The 16,367-nt window shown below is 70.6% G+C and carries 18 protein-coding genes and 1 pseudogene; 8 read left to right on the top strand and 11 right to left on the bottom strand.

The window, feature by feature from the left end:
• The first annotated feature begins 42 nt into the window (after nucleotides 1-42).
• The 3 genes from AB0I67_RS05095 to AB0I67_RS05085 all read left to right on the top strand — a co-directional run bounded on the left by AB0I67_RS05095 (nucleotide 43) and on the right by AB0I67_RS05085 (nucleotide 3,066).
• Nucleotides 43-369: a hypothetical protein gene (locus AB0I67_RS05095; protein WP_357917761.1), complete on the top strand. Its 327-nt coding sequence runs from the start codon at nucleotides 43-45 to the stop codon at nucleotides 367-369.
• Between the two features lie 122 nt (nucleotides 370-491).
• Nucleotides 492-2,279 (top strand): DUF3352 domain-containing protein, encoded by a 1,788-nt coding sequence (locus tag AB0I67_RS05090; protein WP_357917758.1) that lies wholly within the window; start codon nucleotides 492-494, stop codon nucleotides 2,277-2,279.
• Between the two features lie 124 nt (nucleotides 2,280-2,403).
• Nucleotides 2,404-3,066: an acyclic terpene utilization AtuA family protein gene (locus AB0I67_RS05085; protein WP_357917755.1), complete on the top strand. Its 663-nt coding sequence runs from the start codon at nucleotides 2,404-2,406 to the stop codon at nucleotides 3,064-3,066.
• A gap of 23 nt (nucleotides 3,067-3,089) precedes the next feature.
• On the opposite strand, the gene AB0I67_RS05080 is transcribed toward AB0I67_RS05085, so the two are convergent.
• The 5 genes from AB0I67_RS05080 to clpS form a co-directional block, all read right to left on the bottom strand.
• Complete coding sequence (locus AB0I67_RS05080; protein ID WP_357917753.1) at nucleotides 3,090-4,037, bottom strand: cysteine synthase; 948 nt, start codon at nucleotides 4,035-4,037, stop codon at nucleotides 3,090-3,092.
• 2 nt (nucleotides 4,038-4,039) lie between these two features.
• Entirely contained in the window at nucleotides 4,040-4,318 is a 279-nt protein-coding gene (locus AB0I67_RS05075) for a MoaD/ThiS family protein (RefSeq protein ID WP_357917750.1), read from the bottom strand.
• Nucleotides 4,319-4,449: 131 nt separating this feature from the next.
• Nucleotides 4,450-4,848 (bottom strand): M67 family metallopeptidase, encoded by a 399-nt coding sequence (locus tag AB0I67_RS05070; protein ID WP_357917747.1) that lies wholly within the window; start codon nucleotides 4,846-4,848, stop codon nucleotides 4,450-4,452.
• 9 nt (nucleotides 4,849-4,857) lie between these two features.
• Complete coding sequence (locus AB0I67_RS05065) at nucleotides 4,858-5,382, bottom strand: DUF2017 domain-containing protein (protein WP_357917744.1); 525 nt, start codon at nucleotides 5,380-5,382, stop codon at nucleotides 4,858-4,860.
• 1 nt (nucleotide 5,383) lies between these two features.
• Nucleotides 5,384-5,677 (bottom strand): ATP-dependent Clp protease adapter ClpS, encoded by a 294-nt coding sequence (clpS, locus tag AB0I67_RS05060; RefSeq protein ID WP_357917741.1) that lies wholly within the window; start codon nucleotides 5,675-5,677, stop codon nucleotides 5,384-5,386.
• Nucleotides 5,678-5,740: 63 nt separating this feature from the next.
• Between clpS and AB0I67_RS05055 the strand changes: the two genes are divergently transcribed.
• The 4 genes from AB0I67_RS05055 (at nucleotide 5,741) to AB0I67_RS05040 (ending at nucleotide 10,898) form a co-directional block, all read left to right on the top strand.
• Nucleotides 5,741-7,018, top strand: coding sequence for a nicotinate phosphoribosyltransferase (locus AB0I67_RS05055; protein ID WP_357917740.1), 1,278 nt, complete (start codon nucleotides 5,741-5,743; stop codon nucleotides 7,016-7,018).
• A gap of 159 nt (nucleotides 7,019-7,177) precedes the next feature.
• Complete coding sequence (locus AB0I67_RS05050; protein WP_357917738.1) at nucleotides 7,178-7,747, top strand: nicotinamidase; 570 nt, start codon at nucleotides 7,178-7,180, stop codon at nucleotides 7,745-7,747.
• Nucleotides 7,748-7,874: 127 nt separating this feature from the next.
• The gene (locus tag AB0I67_RS05045) at nucleotides 7,875-8,378 is read left to right on the top strand and encodes a hypothetical protein (protein ID WP_357917735.1); all 504 of its coding nucleotides are present in this window, start codon (nucleotides 7,875-7,877) and stop codon (nucleotides 8,376-8,378) included.
• Between the two features lie 219 nt (nucleotides 8,379-8,597).
• Nucleotides 8,598-10,898, top strand: a complete 2,301-nt coding sequence (locus AB0I67_RS05040; RefSeq protein WP_357917732.1) for a LuxR C-terminal-related transcriptional regulator — start codon at nucleotides 8,598-8,600, stop codon at nucleotides 10,896-10,898.
• A gap of 105 nt (nucleotides 10,899-11,003) precedes the next feature.
• On the opposite strand, the gene AB0I67_RS05035 is transcribed toward AB0I67_RS05040, so the two are convergent.
• The 3 genes from AB0I67_RS05035 to rpmG all read right to left on the bottom strand — a co-directional run bounded on the left by AB0I67_RS05035 (nucleotide 11,004) and on the right by rpmG (nucleotide 12,098).
• Complete coding sequence (locus tag AB0I67_RS05035) at nucleotides 11,004-11,501, bottom strand: DUF1801 domain-containing protein (RefSeq protein WP_357917730.1); 498 nt, start codon at nucleotides 11,499-11,501, stop codon at nucleotides 11,004-11,006.
• Nucleotides 11,502-11,691: 190 nt separating this feature from the next.
• The gene (locus AB0I67_RS05030; RefSeq protein WP_357917727.1) at nucleotides 11,692-11,937 is read right to left on the bottom strand and encodes a type B 50S ribosomal protein L31; all 246 of its coding nucleotides are present in this window, start codon (nucleotides 11,935-11,937) and stop codon (nucleotides 11,692-11,694) included.
• Complete coding sequence (rpmG, locus tag AB0I67_RS05025; RefSeq protein WP_357917724.1) at nucleotides 11,934-12,098, bottom strand: 50S ribosomal protein L33; 165 nt, start codon at nucleotides 12,096-12,098, stop codon at nucleotides 11,934-11,936. Before rpmG ends, AB0I67_RS05030 begins: the two co-directional genes overlap by 4 nt.
• Nucleotides 12,099-12,715: 617 nt before the next feature.
• Here rpmG and AB0I67_RS05020 point away from each other — a divergent pair.
• Nucleotides 12,716-13,054 (top strand): VOC family protein, encoded by a 339-nt coding sequence (locus tag AB0I67_RS05020; RefSeq protein WP_357918387.1) that lies wholly within the window; start codon nucleotides 12,716-12,718, stop codon nucleotides 13,052-13,054.
• Between the two features lie 76 nt (nucleotides 13,055-13,130).
• Here the strand turns inward: AB0I67_RS05020 and AB0I67_RS05015 are convergent.
• From AB0I67_RS05015 to AB0I67_RS05005, 3 genes and pseudogenes are all read right to left on the bottom strand, one after another.
• Nucleotides 13,131-13,324: pseudogene (locus AB0I67_RS05015) on the bottom strand (IS5/IS1182 family transposase); the annotation flags it as partial.
• A 344-nt stretch (nucleotides 13,325-13,668) separates the two neighbouring features.
• A complete protein-coding gene (locus tag AB0I67_RS05010) occupies nucleotides 13,669-15,420 on the bottom strand; it encodes a DEAD/DEAH box helicase (protein ID WP_357917721.1) in 1,752 nt (583 codons plus the stop codon).
• 148 nt (nucleotides 15,421-15,568) lie between these two features.
• Nucleotides 15,569-16,288 (bottom strand): hypothetical protein, encoded by a 720-nt coding sequence (locus AB0I67_RS05005; protein ID WP_357917719.1) that lies wholly within the window; start codon nucleotides 16,286-16,288, stop codon nucleotides 15,569-15,571.
• Nucleotides 16,289-16,367 lie beyond the last annotated feature (79 nt).

The raw sequence follows: 16,367 nt of genomic DNA, 5'->3' as shown, positions 1-16,367 counted from the left end.
CATCCACCTGTCTACCTGCGGAAACGTGGCACAGTCAGGCGCATGACGGGGGTCAAGGAGCTAATGGGGCAGTCGGTATGGGACGCGCACGGCGTCTGGGTGGGCCACGTCGTGGACGTACGGGTCAAGCGGAGCCGGGACACCGGGCTGCAGAGCCACACCCTCATGGGACTGCTCGTCTCGGCCAACCGGGCGCCCTGGCTGCTGAGCGTCACCCCCGAGCCGGACGGGAGTTTCGGGTGGATCTCCCGGCTTGCGACGAAGGTCCTCTATGCGCGGTGCACCTACGTGCCATGGGAGATCGTCGACGCCTACGGGGACGGAGAAGTGCACATCAAGGGCTCGCGCAAGGACCTCGAGCGCGTCTAGCGGACTGCAAGCAAAGGTAAAGCAACATCAGCTAACTTACGTGTGGTCGATAAGTCCACTTTGTGAGTTGAGTGATGTCTGCAACCAATCCCCCCGGTCACGGCCGGGACCATGACCCCACCGTGGCATACCGCTGGGAGCAGGGGCAGCAGCCCGAGAACCCACCGACCATGCCCCTGCAGAGCGGCCAGCAGTACGGCCAGCAGCAGCCTCAGTATGGACAGCAGCCGCAGTACGGCCAGCAACCGCAGTACGGGCAGCCGCAGCAGCCCCAGTACGGCGGCCAGCAGCAGTACGGCCAGCAGCCCCAGTACGGCCAGCAGCAGCAACCGCAGTACGGGCAGCAGCAGTACGGCCAGCAGCAGCCCCAGTATGGTCAGCAGCCGCAGTACGGCGCCCCGGCCCAGCCCCAGCCGGGCTGGCACCAGCAGGGCCCGGTCGACTTCGGCGGCCCCGCCGAGCCGCCCGCCAAGAAGGGCGGCAGGGGCTGGATCGTCGCCATCGCGGCGGCACTGGCGGTGATCCTGCTGGGCGGCGGCGCCTACGCGGTGGTCTCCAGCGGCATCCTGGGCGGCGGCACTCAGCCTCACGAGGTGCTTCCCGGCAACTCCGTCGGATATGTGCGCTTCGACCTGAACCCGGACGCCGGCCAGAAGGCCGCGCTCCTGGCGATCTCCAACAAGTTCACCGTCACCAAGGGCAAGTACAGCGAGGAGAACCCTCGCAAGTCCATCTTCGACGCGATCCAGAAGGACAGCGGCGGGCTGAAGGGCATCGACTACGCCAAGGACGTCGAGCCGTGGCTCGGCGACCGTCTCGGCGCCGCGGTGCTGCCCCCGGCGCAGGCCGGCGGCGAGCCCGGCTTCGCGGTCGCGGTGCAGGTGAGCGACCAGGAGGCCGCCAAGGCCGGCATCGCCAAGCTGATCGGCAAGGACGGCGAGTACGGCCTGGCCTTCCGTGACGACTACGCGATCCTGACCGACACGCAGGCCAACGCCGACAAGTACGCCACCGGCTCCCGCCTGTCGGAGAACGCCAAGTACACCGCCGACCTGGCCGCGCTCGACGGCGACGGCGTGCTCTCCTTCTGGGCCGACTTCGGCAAGGTCATGGACCTGGCCGGCGAGACCATCCCGGCCGAGCAGAAGGCCATGGCCGACCAGCTCAAGAACGCCAGCCTGATCGGCGCGCTCCGCTTCGACAGCGGCTTCGCCGAGCTGACCGGCATGGTGCGCGGCGCCGACTTCAAGACCGAGGGCGACCTGGTCAAGGCCGACCTCACCAAGCTGCCGGCCACCACCGCCGGCGCGGTCTCCATCTCCGGCCTCGACCAGATGATCACCAAGTACTGGGGCATCTACGAGAAGTCGCTGACCGCCGCGGGCCCCGAGGCGACCCAGATGATCGAGTCCTTCAAGCAGCAGGCCGGTCTCACCCTGCCGGACGACCTGGCGACGCTGCTGGGCAAGAACCTGACCGTCGTCGCCGACGCCGAGGGCCTCGACAGCGACAAGCCCAAGGTCGGCCTCCGCATCGCCACCGACCCGGGCAAGGCGCAGGCGCTGCTCGACAAGATCCAGAAGATGATCTCCGACACCGGCACCGCCGTGCCGGAACTGGCCAAGGTCCCCGGCGACGGCGTCCTGACCATCGCCTCCAGCGAGGAGTACGCCAAGGCGCTCAACGCCGAGGGGGCGCTGGGCGACAGCGAGACCTTCCAGACCGCCATCCCGAGCGCCGGCGAGGCCACCTACGCCATCTTCGTCGACCTCGACAAGGTGGAGAAGTTCTACCTGAAGAGCCTGGAAGGCGACGCCAAGGCGAACGCCGAGGTGCTCCGCGCGGTCGGCATCAGCAGCGCGCAGACCGACGACACCACCAGCTTCTCGCTCCGAGTGCTGTTCAACTGACGCGCCCTCCCGCGCGGCGGCCGCTTCCCCGATTCGGGGGAGCGGCCGTTTTTCTTTGCCCGTGAGCTGGGAAGTCAACCTCTGACAAGGTTTATGACTGCTGGTAATAGATCAGATAAAACCTGTGCTCAGGATCGGCTGCTTCAAGGGCTGGACCGGTTTCGCCCCCATCGACGTGCTGGCCGGCGAGTGGTCGGTGCTGCCTGTGGAGCTGCTGGCCGCCTGCCTGTCCGCCCGCGTGCGCGTCCTGGTCGACGCGGCCGGCACCCCCCGCGCGCGTTGCGCGGACACCGTCGCCCGGCTGGGCGGCCGGGCCGCGTACGTCAGCGACGGCCCCGCCCGTGCCCGGCCGCTGGCCGAGGCGCTGGCGCGGCGCGTGGACGTCGTGGTCACCGGGCCGGTCGAGGAGGTGGCGCCGGTCGCGGCCGGGGTGTGGAGCTACGGCTGGCGGCGCACCGACCTGGTGGAGCTGGCCGGTGCGGCGGCGGCCGGGCTGGTCCTGGCCGAGAGCACGCGTCCGCGGCTGGTCGAGCTCTACCCCGACGGGCACGCGGTGATCACCCGCGCGCCCGGTGCTCCCGGGCCGGTGCGCGAGGCGAGCGTGCGCGAGGTCCTGCGCGGCTCTTACACGACGCCCGAGGTCGAGGTGGACCTCGACGGGCTGCGCGTCTACCAGGACGGGCCCGACCGCGTCGCGATCGAGCCCGTGGCCGGCCGGCTGCCCGTCCGGCGGGAGGAGCGGCAGAACGTCATCATCGACGGCATCTCCATCGAGGCCGCCGTCTGACCACCTGTGTCCGAGTGCCCTGGTCAGGCCCAGAGCTGGCCTTCGAGGCGGTCCTCCGCCTCGTCGAGGGTGCCCTCGTAGGCTCCGGTCGACAGGTACTTCCACCCGCCGTCCGCCACCACGAACGCGATGTCGGCCCGCTCCCCCGCCTTGACCGCCTTGGCCGCCATGCCGAGCGCGGCGTGCAGGGCGGCACCGGTGGAGATGCCGGCGAAGATACCCTCGGCGGCCAGCAGCTCGCGGGTACGGCGCAACGCGTCGCCGGAGCCGACGGAGAAGCGCGTGGTCAGCACCGACTCGTCGTACAGCTCGGGGATGAAGCCCTCGTCCACGTTGCGCAAGCCGTACACCAGCTCCCCGTAACGCGGCTCGGCGGCGACGATCTGGACCGACGGCACCTGCTCGCGCAGGTAGCGGCCGACGCCCATGAGCGTGCCGGTGGTGCCGAGGCCGGCGACGAAGTGGGTGACGGTGGGCAGGTCGGCGAGGATCTCCGGGCCGGTGCTCTCGTAGTGGGAGCGCCAGTTGGCCGGGTTGCCGTACTGGTAGAGCATGACCCAGCTCGGGTTCTGGGCCGCGAGTTCCTTGGCCACCCGGACGGCCTCGTTGGAGCCGCCCGCGGCCGGGGAGGAGATGATCTCCGCGCCCCACATGCGCAGGAGCTGGCGGCGCTCCTCCGAGGTGTTCTCCGGCATCACGCAGATCAGCTTGTAGCCCTTGAGCTTGGCCGACATGGCCAGCGAGATGCCGGTGTTGCCGCTGGTGGGCTCCAGGATCGTGCAGCCGGGGGTGAGCAGGCCGTCCTTCTCGGCCTGCTCGACCATCCAGAGCGCGGGCCGGTCCTTGATCGACCCGGTCGGGTTGCGGTCCTCCAGCTTGGCCCAGATCCGGACGTCCTGGGAGGGCGAGAGCCTGGGCAGCCCGACGAGGGGGGTGCGACCGACCGAGTCGATCAACGAGTCGAAGCGCATGGCTAGCGCATGCCTCCGGCCACGGCCGGCAGGACCGTCACGGTGTCGCCGTCGGTGACCGGCGTGCCCAGGCCGCCGAGGAAGCGCACGTCCTCGTCGTTGAGATAGACGTTGACGAAGCGGCGCAGCGCGCCCTGGTCGACCAGGCGGGCCTTGAGGCCGGGGTGGTTGGCCTCGAGGTCGGAGATCAGTTCGTCGAGGGTCGCGCCCTCGGCGGAGACGGCCTTGGCGCCGTCGGTGTAGGTGCGCAGGATGGTCGGAATACGGACTTCAACGGCCATGACTCTTCTCCATATGTCGTGAAACTTGCCTACGGTGTCGGGTATTTCGCCTTAGCGACAGTCGTAGACGACGACAGAGGGAGTGTGCGCGAAGAGGAAGCTCTGTACCACGGCTGGGCTCCTCATACCGGCTAGTTTATCCGGACTTCTTCCTCGGTGATGACCCCGTCCACGATGCGGAAGGACCGGAACTCCACGTCCTTCTCGTCCCGCGTCGAGACCAGCACGTAGTGCGCCTCAGGCTCGGAGGCGTAGCTCACGTCGGTGCGCGAGGGGTAGGCCTCCGTGGCGGTGTGCGAGTGGTAGATGACCACCGGCTCCTCGTCCCGGTCGTCCATCTCCCGCCAGACCTTGAACTGCTCCATCGAGTCGAACCGGTAGAAGGTGGGCGAACGCTCGGCGTTCTCCATCTCGACGAACCGCTCGGGCACGCCGTTACGCCCCGCGATGACCCCGCACGCCTCGTCCGGGTGGTCCCGGCGCGCGTGGGCCACGATCTTGTCCACCAGCTCCTGCGAGATCTCCAGCATGGCTGGAAGCTACCAAAGAGCGCGAACCAGGGTGTCCTGCAGGTAGGTCAGCCAGTCGTACATGACGTAGGCGGGGTAGCGGGGATCGTCCTCCGACATGGTGGCGATCTCCTCGTGCACCTCTTCGGTGACCTCGAGCCGGGTGCCGAGGGTCAGCCGCACGTCGTTCAGCGAGCGCAGCCACGCCTGCGCCTGCTCCGGCGTCAGCTCGGTGCGGCCGGCGCGGGCGGTGTCCAGCATGGTCTGCGCGTCGGCCCGCTTGGCCTCGCGCAACGAGGTCTCGGTGTAGCGCCGGAACTCCGCCGCCTGCTCCTCGTCGGCGTACGCGCTCGGGAACAGCCGCGCCAGCACCGGGTCGCTCGGCACCTCGCTGGAGCCCATGCTCAGCGCGCGCTCCAGCGGGTCGTCGCTCTGCTCGGCCGGCTCGACCATGCCCAGCACCATCGTGACCAGGGAGCGCAGGATGGAGGCCTCGGCCGGCTCGAAGCTGGCGATGACCCCGCCCCCGCGGCGTGCCTTGAACCCGGAGCTCATGTCAGTGGACCGAATCCTGCTGGAGTGTCGCCCACAGGCCGTAGGAGTGAAGAATCTGCACATCGCGTTCCATCTCTTCACGCGAGCCGCTGGAGACGACGGCCTTGCCCTTCTGATGCACGTCCATCATGAGCTTCTCGGCCTTTTCCTTGGTGTAGCCGAACACGGTCTGGAAGACATAGGTCACATACGACATCAGGTTCACCGGGTCGTTCCAGACGATGGTCACCCACGGCAGATCGGGCCGAACGTCCGATGACGGGCGCTCGACGGCGATTGGAGCGGTGCTACCCACATCCCCGAGTCTGCCCTATCTGGGCCGTAGTCTCGACTCGTGACTATGACCTTGGGGCCAGGTATGAGCACTGCGTTGCTCACAGATCACTATGAGCTGACGATGTTGCAGGCGGCGTTGCGCAGCGGGGCCGCCCATCGCCGGGCGATCTTCGAGGTCTTCGCCCGGCACCTGCCCGGAGGGCGGCGGTATGGGGTGGTTGCGGGTACCGGCCGGGTGCTCGAATCGCTGGCCGGGTTCCGTTTCGGGGACGAGGAGCTCGCCTTCCTCCGCGAGCACGCCATCGTGGACGAGCAGACTCTGGCGTTTCTCGCCGATTACCGGTTTTCCGGAAATGTGGACGGCTATCGCGAGGGCGACGTCTACTTCCCCGCCTCGCCCATCATGGTCGTCGAGGGCACCTTCGCCGAGGCGGTGCTGCTGGAGACGATGATCCTGTCGACGCTCAACCACGACTGCGCCATCGCCTCCGCCGCCTCCCGGATGACCAACGCCGCCGCCGGGCGGCCGATCATCGAGATGGGCTCGCGCCGCACGCACGAGCGCGCCGCCGTCGCCGCCGCCCGCGCCGCCTACCTCGCCGGCTTCGCCTCCACCTCCAACCTCATGGCCGGCAAGCAGTACGGCGTGCCGACCGCGGGCACCGCCGCGCACGCCTTCACGCTGCTGCACGACTCCGAGCGGGCCGCCTTCGAGGCGCAGATCGCCTCCTTCGGGCCGGGGACGAGCCTGCTCGTCGACACCTACGACGTGCCGTCGGCGGTCCGTACCGCGATCGAGCTCGCCGGGCCCAAGCTGGGCGCGGTGCGCATCGACTCCGGCGACCTGGCCGTGGCCGCGCAGGAGGTGCGGGCGCAGCTCGACTCGCTCGGCGCCCACGCCACCCGCATCCTGGTCACCTCCGACCTCGACGAGTACGCCATCGCCGCGCTCGCCGCCGCCCCGGTCGACGGGTACGGCGTGGGCACCTCCGTCGTCACCGGCTCCGGCGTGCCCACGGCGGCGCTGGTCTACAAGCTGGTCGCCCGCGAGACCGCCGGCGGCGCCCTGGAGCCGGTCGCCAAACGCTCGGTCGGCAAGCCTTCGCGCGGGGGGCGCAAGGAGGCCTACCGCGTGCTCGACTCCGCCGGGCGCTACGAGACCGAGGTGGTCAGCACCTCGGGGGTGGCGCCCGAGGGCGGTGTCCCGCTGTTGCACCCGCTCGTCCGGGACGGCGAGGTCGTGGGGGCCGAGCCGCTCGAAGCCGCCCGCGCCCGCCACCGCGACGCCGTCGCCACCCTTCCCCTGGACGCCCTCCACCTGGCCCGTGGCTACGCCGCCATCCCCACCGAGTTCATCTGACCCACGCCTCTCCTCCCGGAGGACCGCTGACCGGCCCGCCACCGTTTCGGAGGCCCGTCTCGGTGGGAGGCCACCCACCTCCCCGGCGCACCCCTGTGGGCTCTTTCCGCGGCGGGGCGCGGCGGGGGTGGCGGCGGGTGGGGGCGTAGAGTCGGAGGGGTGAGCACCGCGCTGATCATCGTCGACGTGCAGAATGACTTCTGTGAGGGCGGCAGCCTTCCGGTGACCGGCGGCTCCGAGGTGGCCGCGAGGATCACCCGGCACGTCGCCGACCACCCCTACGGCCACGTGGTCGCCACCCGCGACTACCACATCGACCCCGGCAAGCACTTCGCCGCCGAGCCCGACTACGTGGACACCTGGCCGGCGCACTGCGTGGCCGGCACCCCGGGCGCCGACTTCCACCCGGCCTTCGACGTCGCCGCGGTGGAGGAGGTCTTCAGCAAGGGCGCGCACAGCGCCGCCTACAGCGGTTTCGAGGGCACCTCGGGCGACGGCGTGCCGCTGGCGGAGTGGCTGCGCGAGCACGGCGTCCACACGGTGGACGTGGTCGGCATCGCCACCGACCACTGCGTCCGCGCGACGGCGCTCGACGCGATCAAGAACGGCTTCGCCACCCGCGTCCTGCTCAACCTGACCGCCGGCGTCGCCCGCGAGACCACCGACCACGCGCTGGCCGAGCTCGACGCGGCGGGAGCCGTACTGGAAGGCGCCCCGGTCAACGCCTGACCGTCGCGCGTGCAAGGTGCGGAGTGGGCCATGGGCGGGCCATGAGCCGGTTAACCCGGCGATCACGCTCCGGATGTGAGCTAATACCGAGGGTAAACGACTCTCACGCCGCATCCGAGGATCTCCCATGCTCATGCCCGCACTCGGCGTCGCCTGGCTCGTGCTCGCTCCGCTCGCGCTCTGGTTCCTGGTCAGGGGCCGCGCGCTCGCCAAGGTGGCCGCCGTCCTGACTCTCGGCCTGCTGGAGGCCGCCACCATCGCGCTCCCCTCCCCGCCGACCGCCCCGGTCGTGCTTGCCGTACGGCCCGCGCCCGCGCCCCCGGCGGCGTGCGCGGAACGGTTCCCGGCGCCGCTGCGGGGACAGGTGGGGCACGAGCACCTGACGCTGTCGTGGCCGGCCGCGGCCGGGGAGTGCGCACGGGCCGAGGTCCTGGTGCGGCAGAAGGGGCACCGGCTGCGGGTGTGGGTGCACGAGGGCGGCGCCCGGCACGAGCAGGCGACGGTGGTGCCGGTGAGCGTGTCCGAGGGTGTCGCCTCGCTGCGGGTGCCGGTGGAGCCCGGCGGGCGGGGCCGGTTCCTGGCGGTGGACAGCCACACCGGCGAGCGCATCCCGGTCGACCGCACCCACTGACGTTCAGCGACCGGGACGGTGCCCCTCCAAAACCACCAGTCCCGGCCGCCGCGCGTAGACCGGACCTGCGTGCCGGCCCTTCGAGCATCCCCGTTTCGGCCCGCCCGGCGCATCGGTGTGCCCTACCTATTCACCTACCGACTTCCCTTCACGAGATATCCGATTCGTCACTACTCGTCGTGGTGTAGTGCGTACGATGCGTCTAGGTAGGGGAGGGACATGACGTTCAGCATGATCCGGCGGCGCCCTGGCGGCCTGCCGGTCGAGGTCACCGGCTTCGTGGGCCGGAAAGCCGAGCTCGAGAAGCTGTCCGAGCTGATCGTCCGGGCCAGGATGATCACGGTGGTGGGCCCGGGCGGGGTGGGGAAGACGCGCATTGCGCTCCGCGCGGCCGCCGGTCAGAAGGACGCGTTCGACCACGGTGTCTGCCTGGTCGAGCTGTCCGGGTTGCGGGATCCCGAGCTGCTCCCGCACACTGTCGCCGCCGCGCTCGGCCTCCCGGAGCAGACCGGGGAATCCCAGCTCGACGCCCTGCTCGACCATCTGCAGCAGCGGCATCTGCTGATCATCCTGGACACCTGCGAGCACCTCGTGGACCACTGCGCGATGCTCGCCGACATACTGATGCGCGAGACCTCGCGGGTCACCGTCCTGGCCACCAGCCGCCAGCCGCTGGACGTGCCCGGCGAGCACACCTGCCCGCTCCCGCCGCTGCCTGTGCCCGACTCGGACCAGGGGCGGGCCGGCACCGACGACGCGGTCGAGCTGTTCGCGCAACGCGCGGCGACCGTGGTGCCCGGCTTCGAGATCACCGACGACAACCGCGAGCGCGTCATCGCGCTCTGCCGCCGCCTCGACGGCATCCCGCTCGCGATCGAGCTGGCCACCGTCCGGCTGCGGGCCGTACCTCTGGATCAGCTCATCAACCGGCTGGAGGACCGCTTCCGGCTGCTCACCGGAGGCAGGCGTACGGCGCTGCCGCGGCATCAGACCTTACGCACCACGATCGACTGGAGCTACGAGCTCTGCACCCCGCGCGAGCGGGTGTTGTGGGCCAGGCTGTCGATCTTCGCCGGGCCGTTCGAGCTGTCCGCGGTCGAGGAGGTCTGCTCCGGCGGCGAGCTGGGGCGGCACGAGATCATGGAGACGCTGATCGGGCTCGTGGACAAGTCGATCGTGGTCCGGGCGGACGACGACGACGCCGTCTACCGGGCGCTGGACACGATCCGGGAGTACGGGGCCGAGAAGCTGGCCCAGAGCGGCGAGGAGAGCGGCGTCCGCGCCCGGCACATCGCCCGGTACGCCACGCTGGCCCGGCACTTCAGCGACCACTTCGTCGACGACGACCAGCTCGCCCGCTTCCACTCCCTGCACCGCGAGCACGACAACCTGCGCAGCGCCTTCGAGTACGCGCTGAGCGAGCCCGGCCAGGACGAGGCGGCGGCCGAGCTGGCGATCTCCCTGTGGGGCTACTGGCAGATCTCCGGCCTCTACACCGAGGCCCGATACTGGCTGGCCCGGGTGCTGGAGCGCTTCCCCGGCGACTGCCCGCAACGCGGCTGGGCGCTGGGCGTCCGCGCCTACATCACCGCCTTCCAGGGCGACCCGCGCAGCGCCGTCCAGGACCTCGCCGAGGCCGTCCCGCTCGCCGAACGGCTGGGCGACCGGCTGCTTCTCGGACGGCTCCACCTCTACCGGCATCTCGCCCTGGTCTTCTCCGGCCGCCTCGACGAGGCCACCGCCGCCGGGGCGCGGGCGCGCGAGATCATGCAGGAGATCGGCGACCACCTCGGCCTCGTCTGCATCGACGCCCAGGAAGGCCACCTGCACCACCTGGCCGGCGACTCCGCCCGCTCCCTGGAGAGCTGCCAGCGCGGCATGCGCCGGCTCGGCGAGCACAGCCGTGAGCAGTGGGTCCGGGGCTACCTGCACTACCTCATCGGCATCGCCCGCTTCCGCGACGGCGACCTCGACGGGTGCGTCGAGCCGCTCCTGGAGGGCATGCGGATCAAGATCAGCCTGGGCGACAACACGGGGCTGGCGTACTGCCTGGAGGGCCTCGCCTGGCACGCGGCCGAGACCGGGCGCATGGAACGGGTCGCCTGGCTCCTCGGCGCCGCCGAACGCCTGTGGCAGTGGGGCGGCGGCAACCGCCTCAGCGGCACGGCCATCATGGAAAGCCACCACCAGCGCGCCGAACGCCTCGCCCACGCCAAGCTCGGCGGCGTGCGGTACGCGGAGAGGCACGCGCAGGGCTTCCGGGCGGCGATCGAGCAGGTCGTCCTCGCCGCCGAGAACGGCAGCGAACACCTCGCGCCGCTCCCCCGTGCCCCGCGCCGGCTCGAAGTGCTCACGCCGCGCGAGCGGGAGGTGGCCTCGCTGGTGGTTCAGGGGCTGTCCAACCGGGAGATCGCGCAACGGCTGGTCATCTCGAAGCGGACGGCGGACGCCCACGTGGAGCACATCCTGACCAAGCTCGGCCTGTCCTCCCGGACCGAGGTGGCCGCCTTCCTGGACTGACCTCGCTCCGAGCCGTTCGCCGGCCCTCCGCCAGGAGTGCTGGGTGGGGTCGGCGCGGTCGACCACGATGCGCCCGATCGGAGCCGGTCGCGGAAGACTCCCGCGTCAGCGCACGGCCTTCTGGACGAGCTTCCTGATCGCCGCCTCACCGGCCTCGGTCAGCTTCGTCAGGGCGTAGGCGGTCGGCCACATGCCGTCGTCCTCGTCGAGGTTCGCCTCCACGCTGAACCCCAGCGTGGAGTAGCGCTCCTTGTCCCCCTGACCGCTGCGGAAGAAGCACACCACCTTCCCGGCCTTGGCGTAGGCGGGCTGGCCGTACCACAGCTTCGGCGCCAGCTCGGGGGCGGCGTCGGTGACGATGGCGTGGACGCGCTCGGCCAGCGCCCGGTCCGGCTCCGCCATCGCGGCGATCGCCGACAGCACCGCCGCCTCGTCAGCGGCCGCCTTCTTCGCGCCTCGGCCGCCGCGTGCCGCCGCCTTCAGCTCGGCGGCGCGCGTCTTCATCGCGGCACGCTCCTGCTCGGAGAATCCCTCCTCCGAGACATCGTGCCGCGCCTTCTCGTGCTGCGCCTTCTCGCTGCCCGCCTTCGATGTGCCGCTCATGACGTGTCACTCCTTGCCGGTCGCCGGGAGGGGGATGTCCTCACGCTATCCACGGCCACTGGTCAGGGCTTCTCGATTCCTGATCGATCCCCCACGCCTGGCTGCCGGTGCGGGAAACAGAGCTGGGGGGCCACCGGAGCTGACGCACCGATGACCCCCCAGGCGCTTCGGCGCGCCGGCCCCGCGGTCGTTACCGCTTGCCGTACCGCTGCTCGAAGCGCTCGACCCGGCCGGCGGTGTCCAGGACACGGCTGCGGCCGGTGTAGAACGGGTGGCTCGCCGAGGACACGTCCACGTCGACCACGGGGTAGGTGTTGCCGTCCGTCCACTCGATCGTGCGCGTGCTCGTCGCGGTCGACCGGGTCAGGAAGGCGAAGTCCGCTCCCGGGTCGCGGAACACGACGGGGCGGTAGCTGGGGTGGGTGTTCTTCTTCATCGGTCCTCCCGGTACTCGACGTGGCGGCGGACGGTCGGGTCGTACTTGCGCAACACCAGCCGGTCCGGCGAGGTGCGGCGGTTCTTGGTGGTCACGTAGGTGTGACCCGTGCCTGCGGTCGAACGGAGCTTGACCACTGGGCGGAGGTCGTTCCTGGCCATGTGAGCCTCCTTTCGGGGTGACGCTCGCGGTACAACCGGGTAGGAACGGTTTTCATTCCCGCGCCTGTCTCGCCGTCTGCAGACCCCGAACAAGCAGGCGCGGGTAAAACGTCCCGCTATCCGCGAACAAATGGTGATCCGTCAAAGGCATCCCTGACAGAAGCACCAACTTTCTCGCAGAAACGTATGTCAGATAAGGCGGCTTTCCGGATACTCTCCTGCCATGTCTCTCACCCCTGCACCCCCGAGCGAGAGCGCTGCGGCTCTCGTCCCGGATCGGGAGTGACGCCGGCGAGCGGGTGCCACCGCCTCTCGCTGACCCCCTGACTGGCGCTGGCCTGGCTGCGCTTCTGGCCAGCGCCTGCATGTCCGCCCTCGACCCGATGCCGGTGGAGCATCGCAGCGGTTGCTGTCTACCCAGCGATGAACGGACGCCTTGTAGCGAAAGCGTCGGCCACAGTCACCCGTTGCTTTGAGGCAGGGGTAAACCGCTACTTCACCGGTGGATGCGGCAGGTACGGTGTGGCTGTGGCCGGTGATCGCGTGCAGCGGCGGCTTGCGGGGACAGACGCGCGGACCCGAAGGAGCGAACGTTGCCAGGCGCCGTACTGCGAGGGGTGACTGTGGACTGTGCTGACCCGCGAGTGCTGGCGGGCTTCTACGCCGCACTCACCGGGATGCGCGAGCTCTTCAGTACGGACGAGTTCGTCGCTCTGACGGACGGCTCCGGCTGTGATCTGGGATTCCAGCGGGTCGACGGATACCGGGCTCCGCAGTGGCCGGGTCAGGACGTGCCACAACAGCTCCATCTGGATTTCCGCGCTGACGACCTCGACGCGATGGAGGAGCTGGCGCTGGAACTCGGAGCGGCCAAGCCGGACCATCAGCCCGGCGACGGACGCTGGCGGGTACTCCTGGATCCGGCCGGCCACCCCTTCTGCCTGACGTCTTCCTGACATCACCGGCGTGACAGGCCCCCGGTCGGACGCCGTAGCGGTCGGGAGCCTTGTAGTCCTGCGGATCGAACTTCGGCGGACGGGCGCCGCGGGAGCCGCGTTTCCTGCGGTTGCGGGCCTGGTCGGCCTTGGCCGGGAGGGTGCAGCGGATCCCGTGGCGCCGCAGGTGAGCGCGGTTCTTCCGGGAGGCATACGCTGATCGGCGCGCACGCGATCCGGCCGGGTCCGCGGCCTGCCCTGCCTAAGTCGCGGGACGCGGACCTTGTTCAGTCGTCCTGGGCGGGGTTGACGGTCTCCTCGGCCGGGCCGACCTCCGAGACCTGTGCACGCCGGCACAACCTCCCTGGCACTCCACACCCCTCAAGCCGCGACAGCAGATGAGGGCGAAGCCCAACCCCACAAGGCGCCGGCAGGCGCCCCTGCGCGCCGGAGGCGCGTCTCAGGAAGGCGCCCGAGCGGAGCGAGGACCGTCGGGGTGGGCCGAGGCGCGTGGAGGTCCAGGCGCCTCACGGGTGGGCAGGTGGGGGTGTGGGGGGCTCTGCCCCCCACGAGAGAACAGTCCGAGCCCGTAGGGCGAAGGCCCATTGAGCAGGCCCGCACCCCCAAAGGGTGGCTTAGCGGGAGCGTTGGGTGGCCCAGGCGCGGATCTTGGCGATGCGTTCCTGGATCTGCTCGGCCGTAGCCTGCGCGATAGGCGGCCCCCCGCAAGCCCGCCGAAGCTCCGAGTGGATTACCCCGTGCGGCTGCCCGGTCCGATGGTTCCAAGCACCGACCAGCCCGTTGAGCTCCCGCCGGAGCTCGGCGATCTGCTCGTGCGGCGACAGGGCGACCGGTGCGGCGGCGGGCTGGCTACGGCGGGCGGCCTGCTGGTCGGCCTGGCGCTTGCGGAGGAGGGTGGCCACCTGGTCGGGCTCCAGGAGCCCGGGCAGGCCGAGGAAGTCCTCCTCCTCGGCCGAGCCGACCTCGGCCCCGGTGCCGAACTCGCCGCCGTCGAACAGGACGCGGTCGAAGGTGGCGTTGGTCTCCATGGTCTCGAACGGCAGCTCGTCGCCGAGGACGTCCGGGTTGTCCTGGCGGCGGTTGGCGTTCTCCAGGAGCGTGTCGTCGAGCCCGTCCTCGGGGGGCCGCTTGTTGAGGACGTGGTCGCGCTCGACCTCCATCTCGTTGGCCAGCCCGAGCAGGTTGGGCACCGAGGGCAGGAAGACGGACGCGGTCTCGCCGCGCTTGCGGGCGCGGACGAAACGGCCGACGGCCTGGGCGAAGAAGAGCGGGGTCTGCGTGGAGGTGGCGTAGACGCCGACGCACAGGCGCGGGATGTCCACGCCTTCGGAGACCATGCGCACCGCGACGAGCCAGCGGTCGGTGGAGGCCGCGAAGGCTTTGATCTTCTTCGAGGCGCCGGGGTCGTCGGACAGGACGATGGTGGCGCTCTCGCCGCAGATGGCGCGCAGGTGCTTGGCGTAGGCCCGCGCGGCCTCGTGGTCGGTGGCGATGACGAGGCCGCCGGCGTCGGGGACGCCCCGCCGTACCTCGGTGAGACGACGGTCGGCGGCGGCCATGACCTGGCGGATCCAGTCGCCCTTGGGGTCGAGGGCGGCCCGCCAGGCCTGGGAGAGCTGGTCCTTGGTGAGCGGCGTGCCGAGGGTGGCGGCGATCTCGTCGCCGGCGCGGGTGCGCCACTTCATCTCGCCGGAGTAGGCCAGGAAGATGACCGGCCGCACGACGCCGTCGTGCAGGGCCGGGCCGTACCCGTAGGAGTAGTCGGCGCGGCTGCGCTTGAAGCCCTCGGCGTCCTCCTCGTAGAGGACGAAGGGGATGGGCGAGTCGTCGGAGCGGAAGGGCGTGCCGGTGAGCTGCAGGCGGCGGGTGGCGGGCTCGAAGGCCTCGCGGATGCCGTCGCCCCAGGACTTGGCGTCGCCGGCGTGGTGGACCTCGTCGAAGATGACGAGGGTCTTGCGGGCCTCGGTGCGGGCGCGGTGCAGCGCCGGGTGCATGGCGACCTGGGCGTAGGTGACCGCGACGCCGATGTAGTCGCGCGAGGTGGCGCCCTGGCTGTTCTTGAACTCGGGGTCGATGCTGATGCCGACCCGCCCGGCGGCGTCGGCCCACTGGCGCTTGAGGTGCTCGGTGGGCGTGACGATGGTGATCGCCTTGATGACGCCGAGGTCGAGCAGCTCGCTGGCGATGCGCAGGGCGTAGGTGGTCTTGCCGGCGCCGGGGGTGGCGACGGTGAGGAAGTCGCGCGGGTGCGTGCGGCTGTAGAGGTCGAAGGCCTCCTGCTGCCAGGCGCGCAGCTTGGGGGCGGTCCCCCAGGCGGCCCGGTCGGGGTAGGAGGGCGACAGATGCGACGCCGCGAAGGTGCTCATCGTTCCACCTCACCGCGTCGGGGCACGTTCACCTCTGTGTCTCGTGTGCTTCGCTCTCTCACAGTGACCCAAGGGTAATCGGCGGCACCGACAAGACGTGCCGTACACCGATGATCCTGGCCAAGGTTCCCCTCGCGTGCTATGAGCGTTATCTGACGCTGTCCATCAGTGTGTCGAGGGCCCTGCGACGAGCCGGATCGTCCGGTTGGAGGAGTCCGACCAGGAGCGCGCCGCCACGTTCGGGAGTGAGAAGTGTCACACGGAGGTAGGCCGGGCGGTTGACCACATCGTCATATTCCGCCCGTACGGCATGCGTGACCGCGCTGTCGGTGACGATGCTCGTCCGATCGCCCTGGAGCAGCAGGGCGGCGTAGTCGGTCGCGAGCGCCTTGAGATCCACCCCGGCCGCCTTCCTGATCATCAGCAGCCCCCCGGCCTCGTCACGGGCGGCGGTGGTGAACCCGGTGACCGGCGGCACCGCGATCTCCCGCCACCCGGCGGGCAACCGTACCCCCACGCCGGAGTGCGGGTCGCTCAGCGCGGCGTCGGGGGCGACCGGCGCGGAGGCGCGCTGGAGCATGACGGCGAAGCCGGCGACCAGTCCCCCGGCCACCACGAGGGCCAGGACGGCGGCCAGGCGGTGCCGCCACCGGCCCCGGCGCCTGCGGTACTGGCGGCTGGGCGCGGTGGGCGTGCCGTGCAGCCGCGCCGAGGGCGGCAGCGACTCCCAGGGGGTCCGCTCGCCGCTCGCCGGTTCGTCGTAATCGAAGCGGTCGGCGGTGCGGCGCAGTTGCGGGTTCCAGGGCGGGTCGTCGTCGTCCCGCTCCGGGGTACGGCGGGGCCAGACACGTTGGTCGTCGTCCTCCATGACACCTCCCATCCCGAGGTGTACCACTCGGGCGCGAGGCGGTCAGGTGAACCGTGATCGCTGGGACGGCGGTGGCAAA

Origin of the sequence: Nonomuraea sp. NPDC050310, from assembly GCF_040655795.1 — a bacterium.
In the GTDB taxonomy this organism is placed as follows: domain Bacteria; phylum Actinomycetota; class Actinomycetes; order Streptosporangiales; family Streptosporangiaceae; genus Nonomuraea.
Note: the sequence above shows the minus strand (reverse complement) of the source record. Positions and strands in the feature narration are given on the sequence as shown.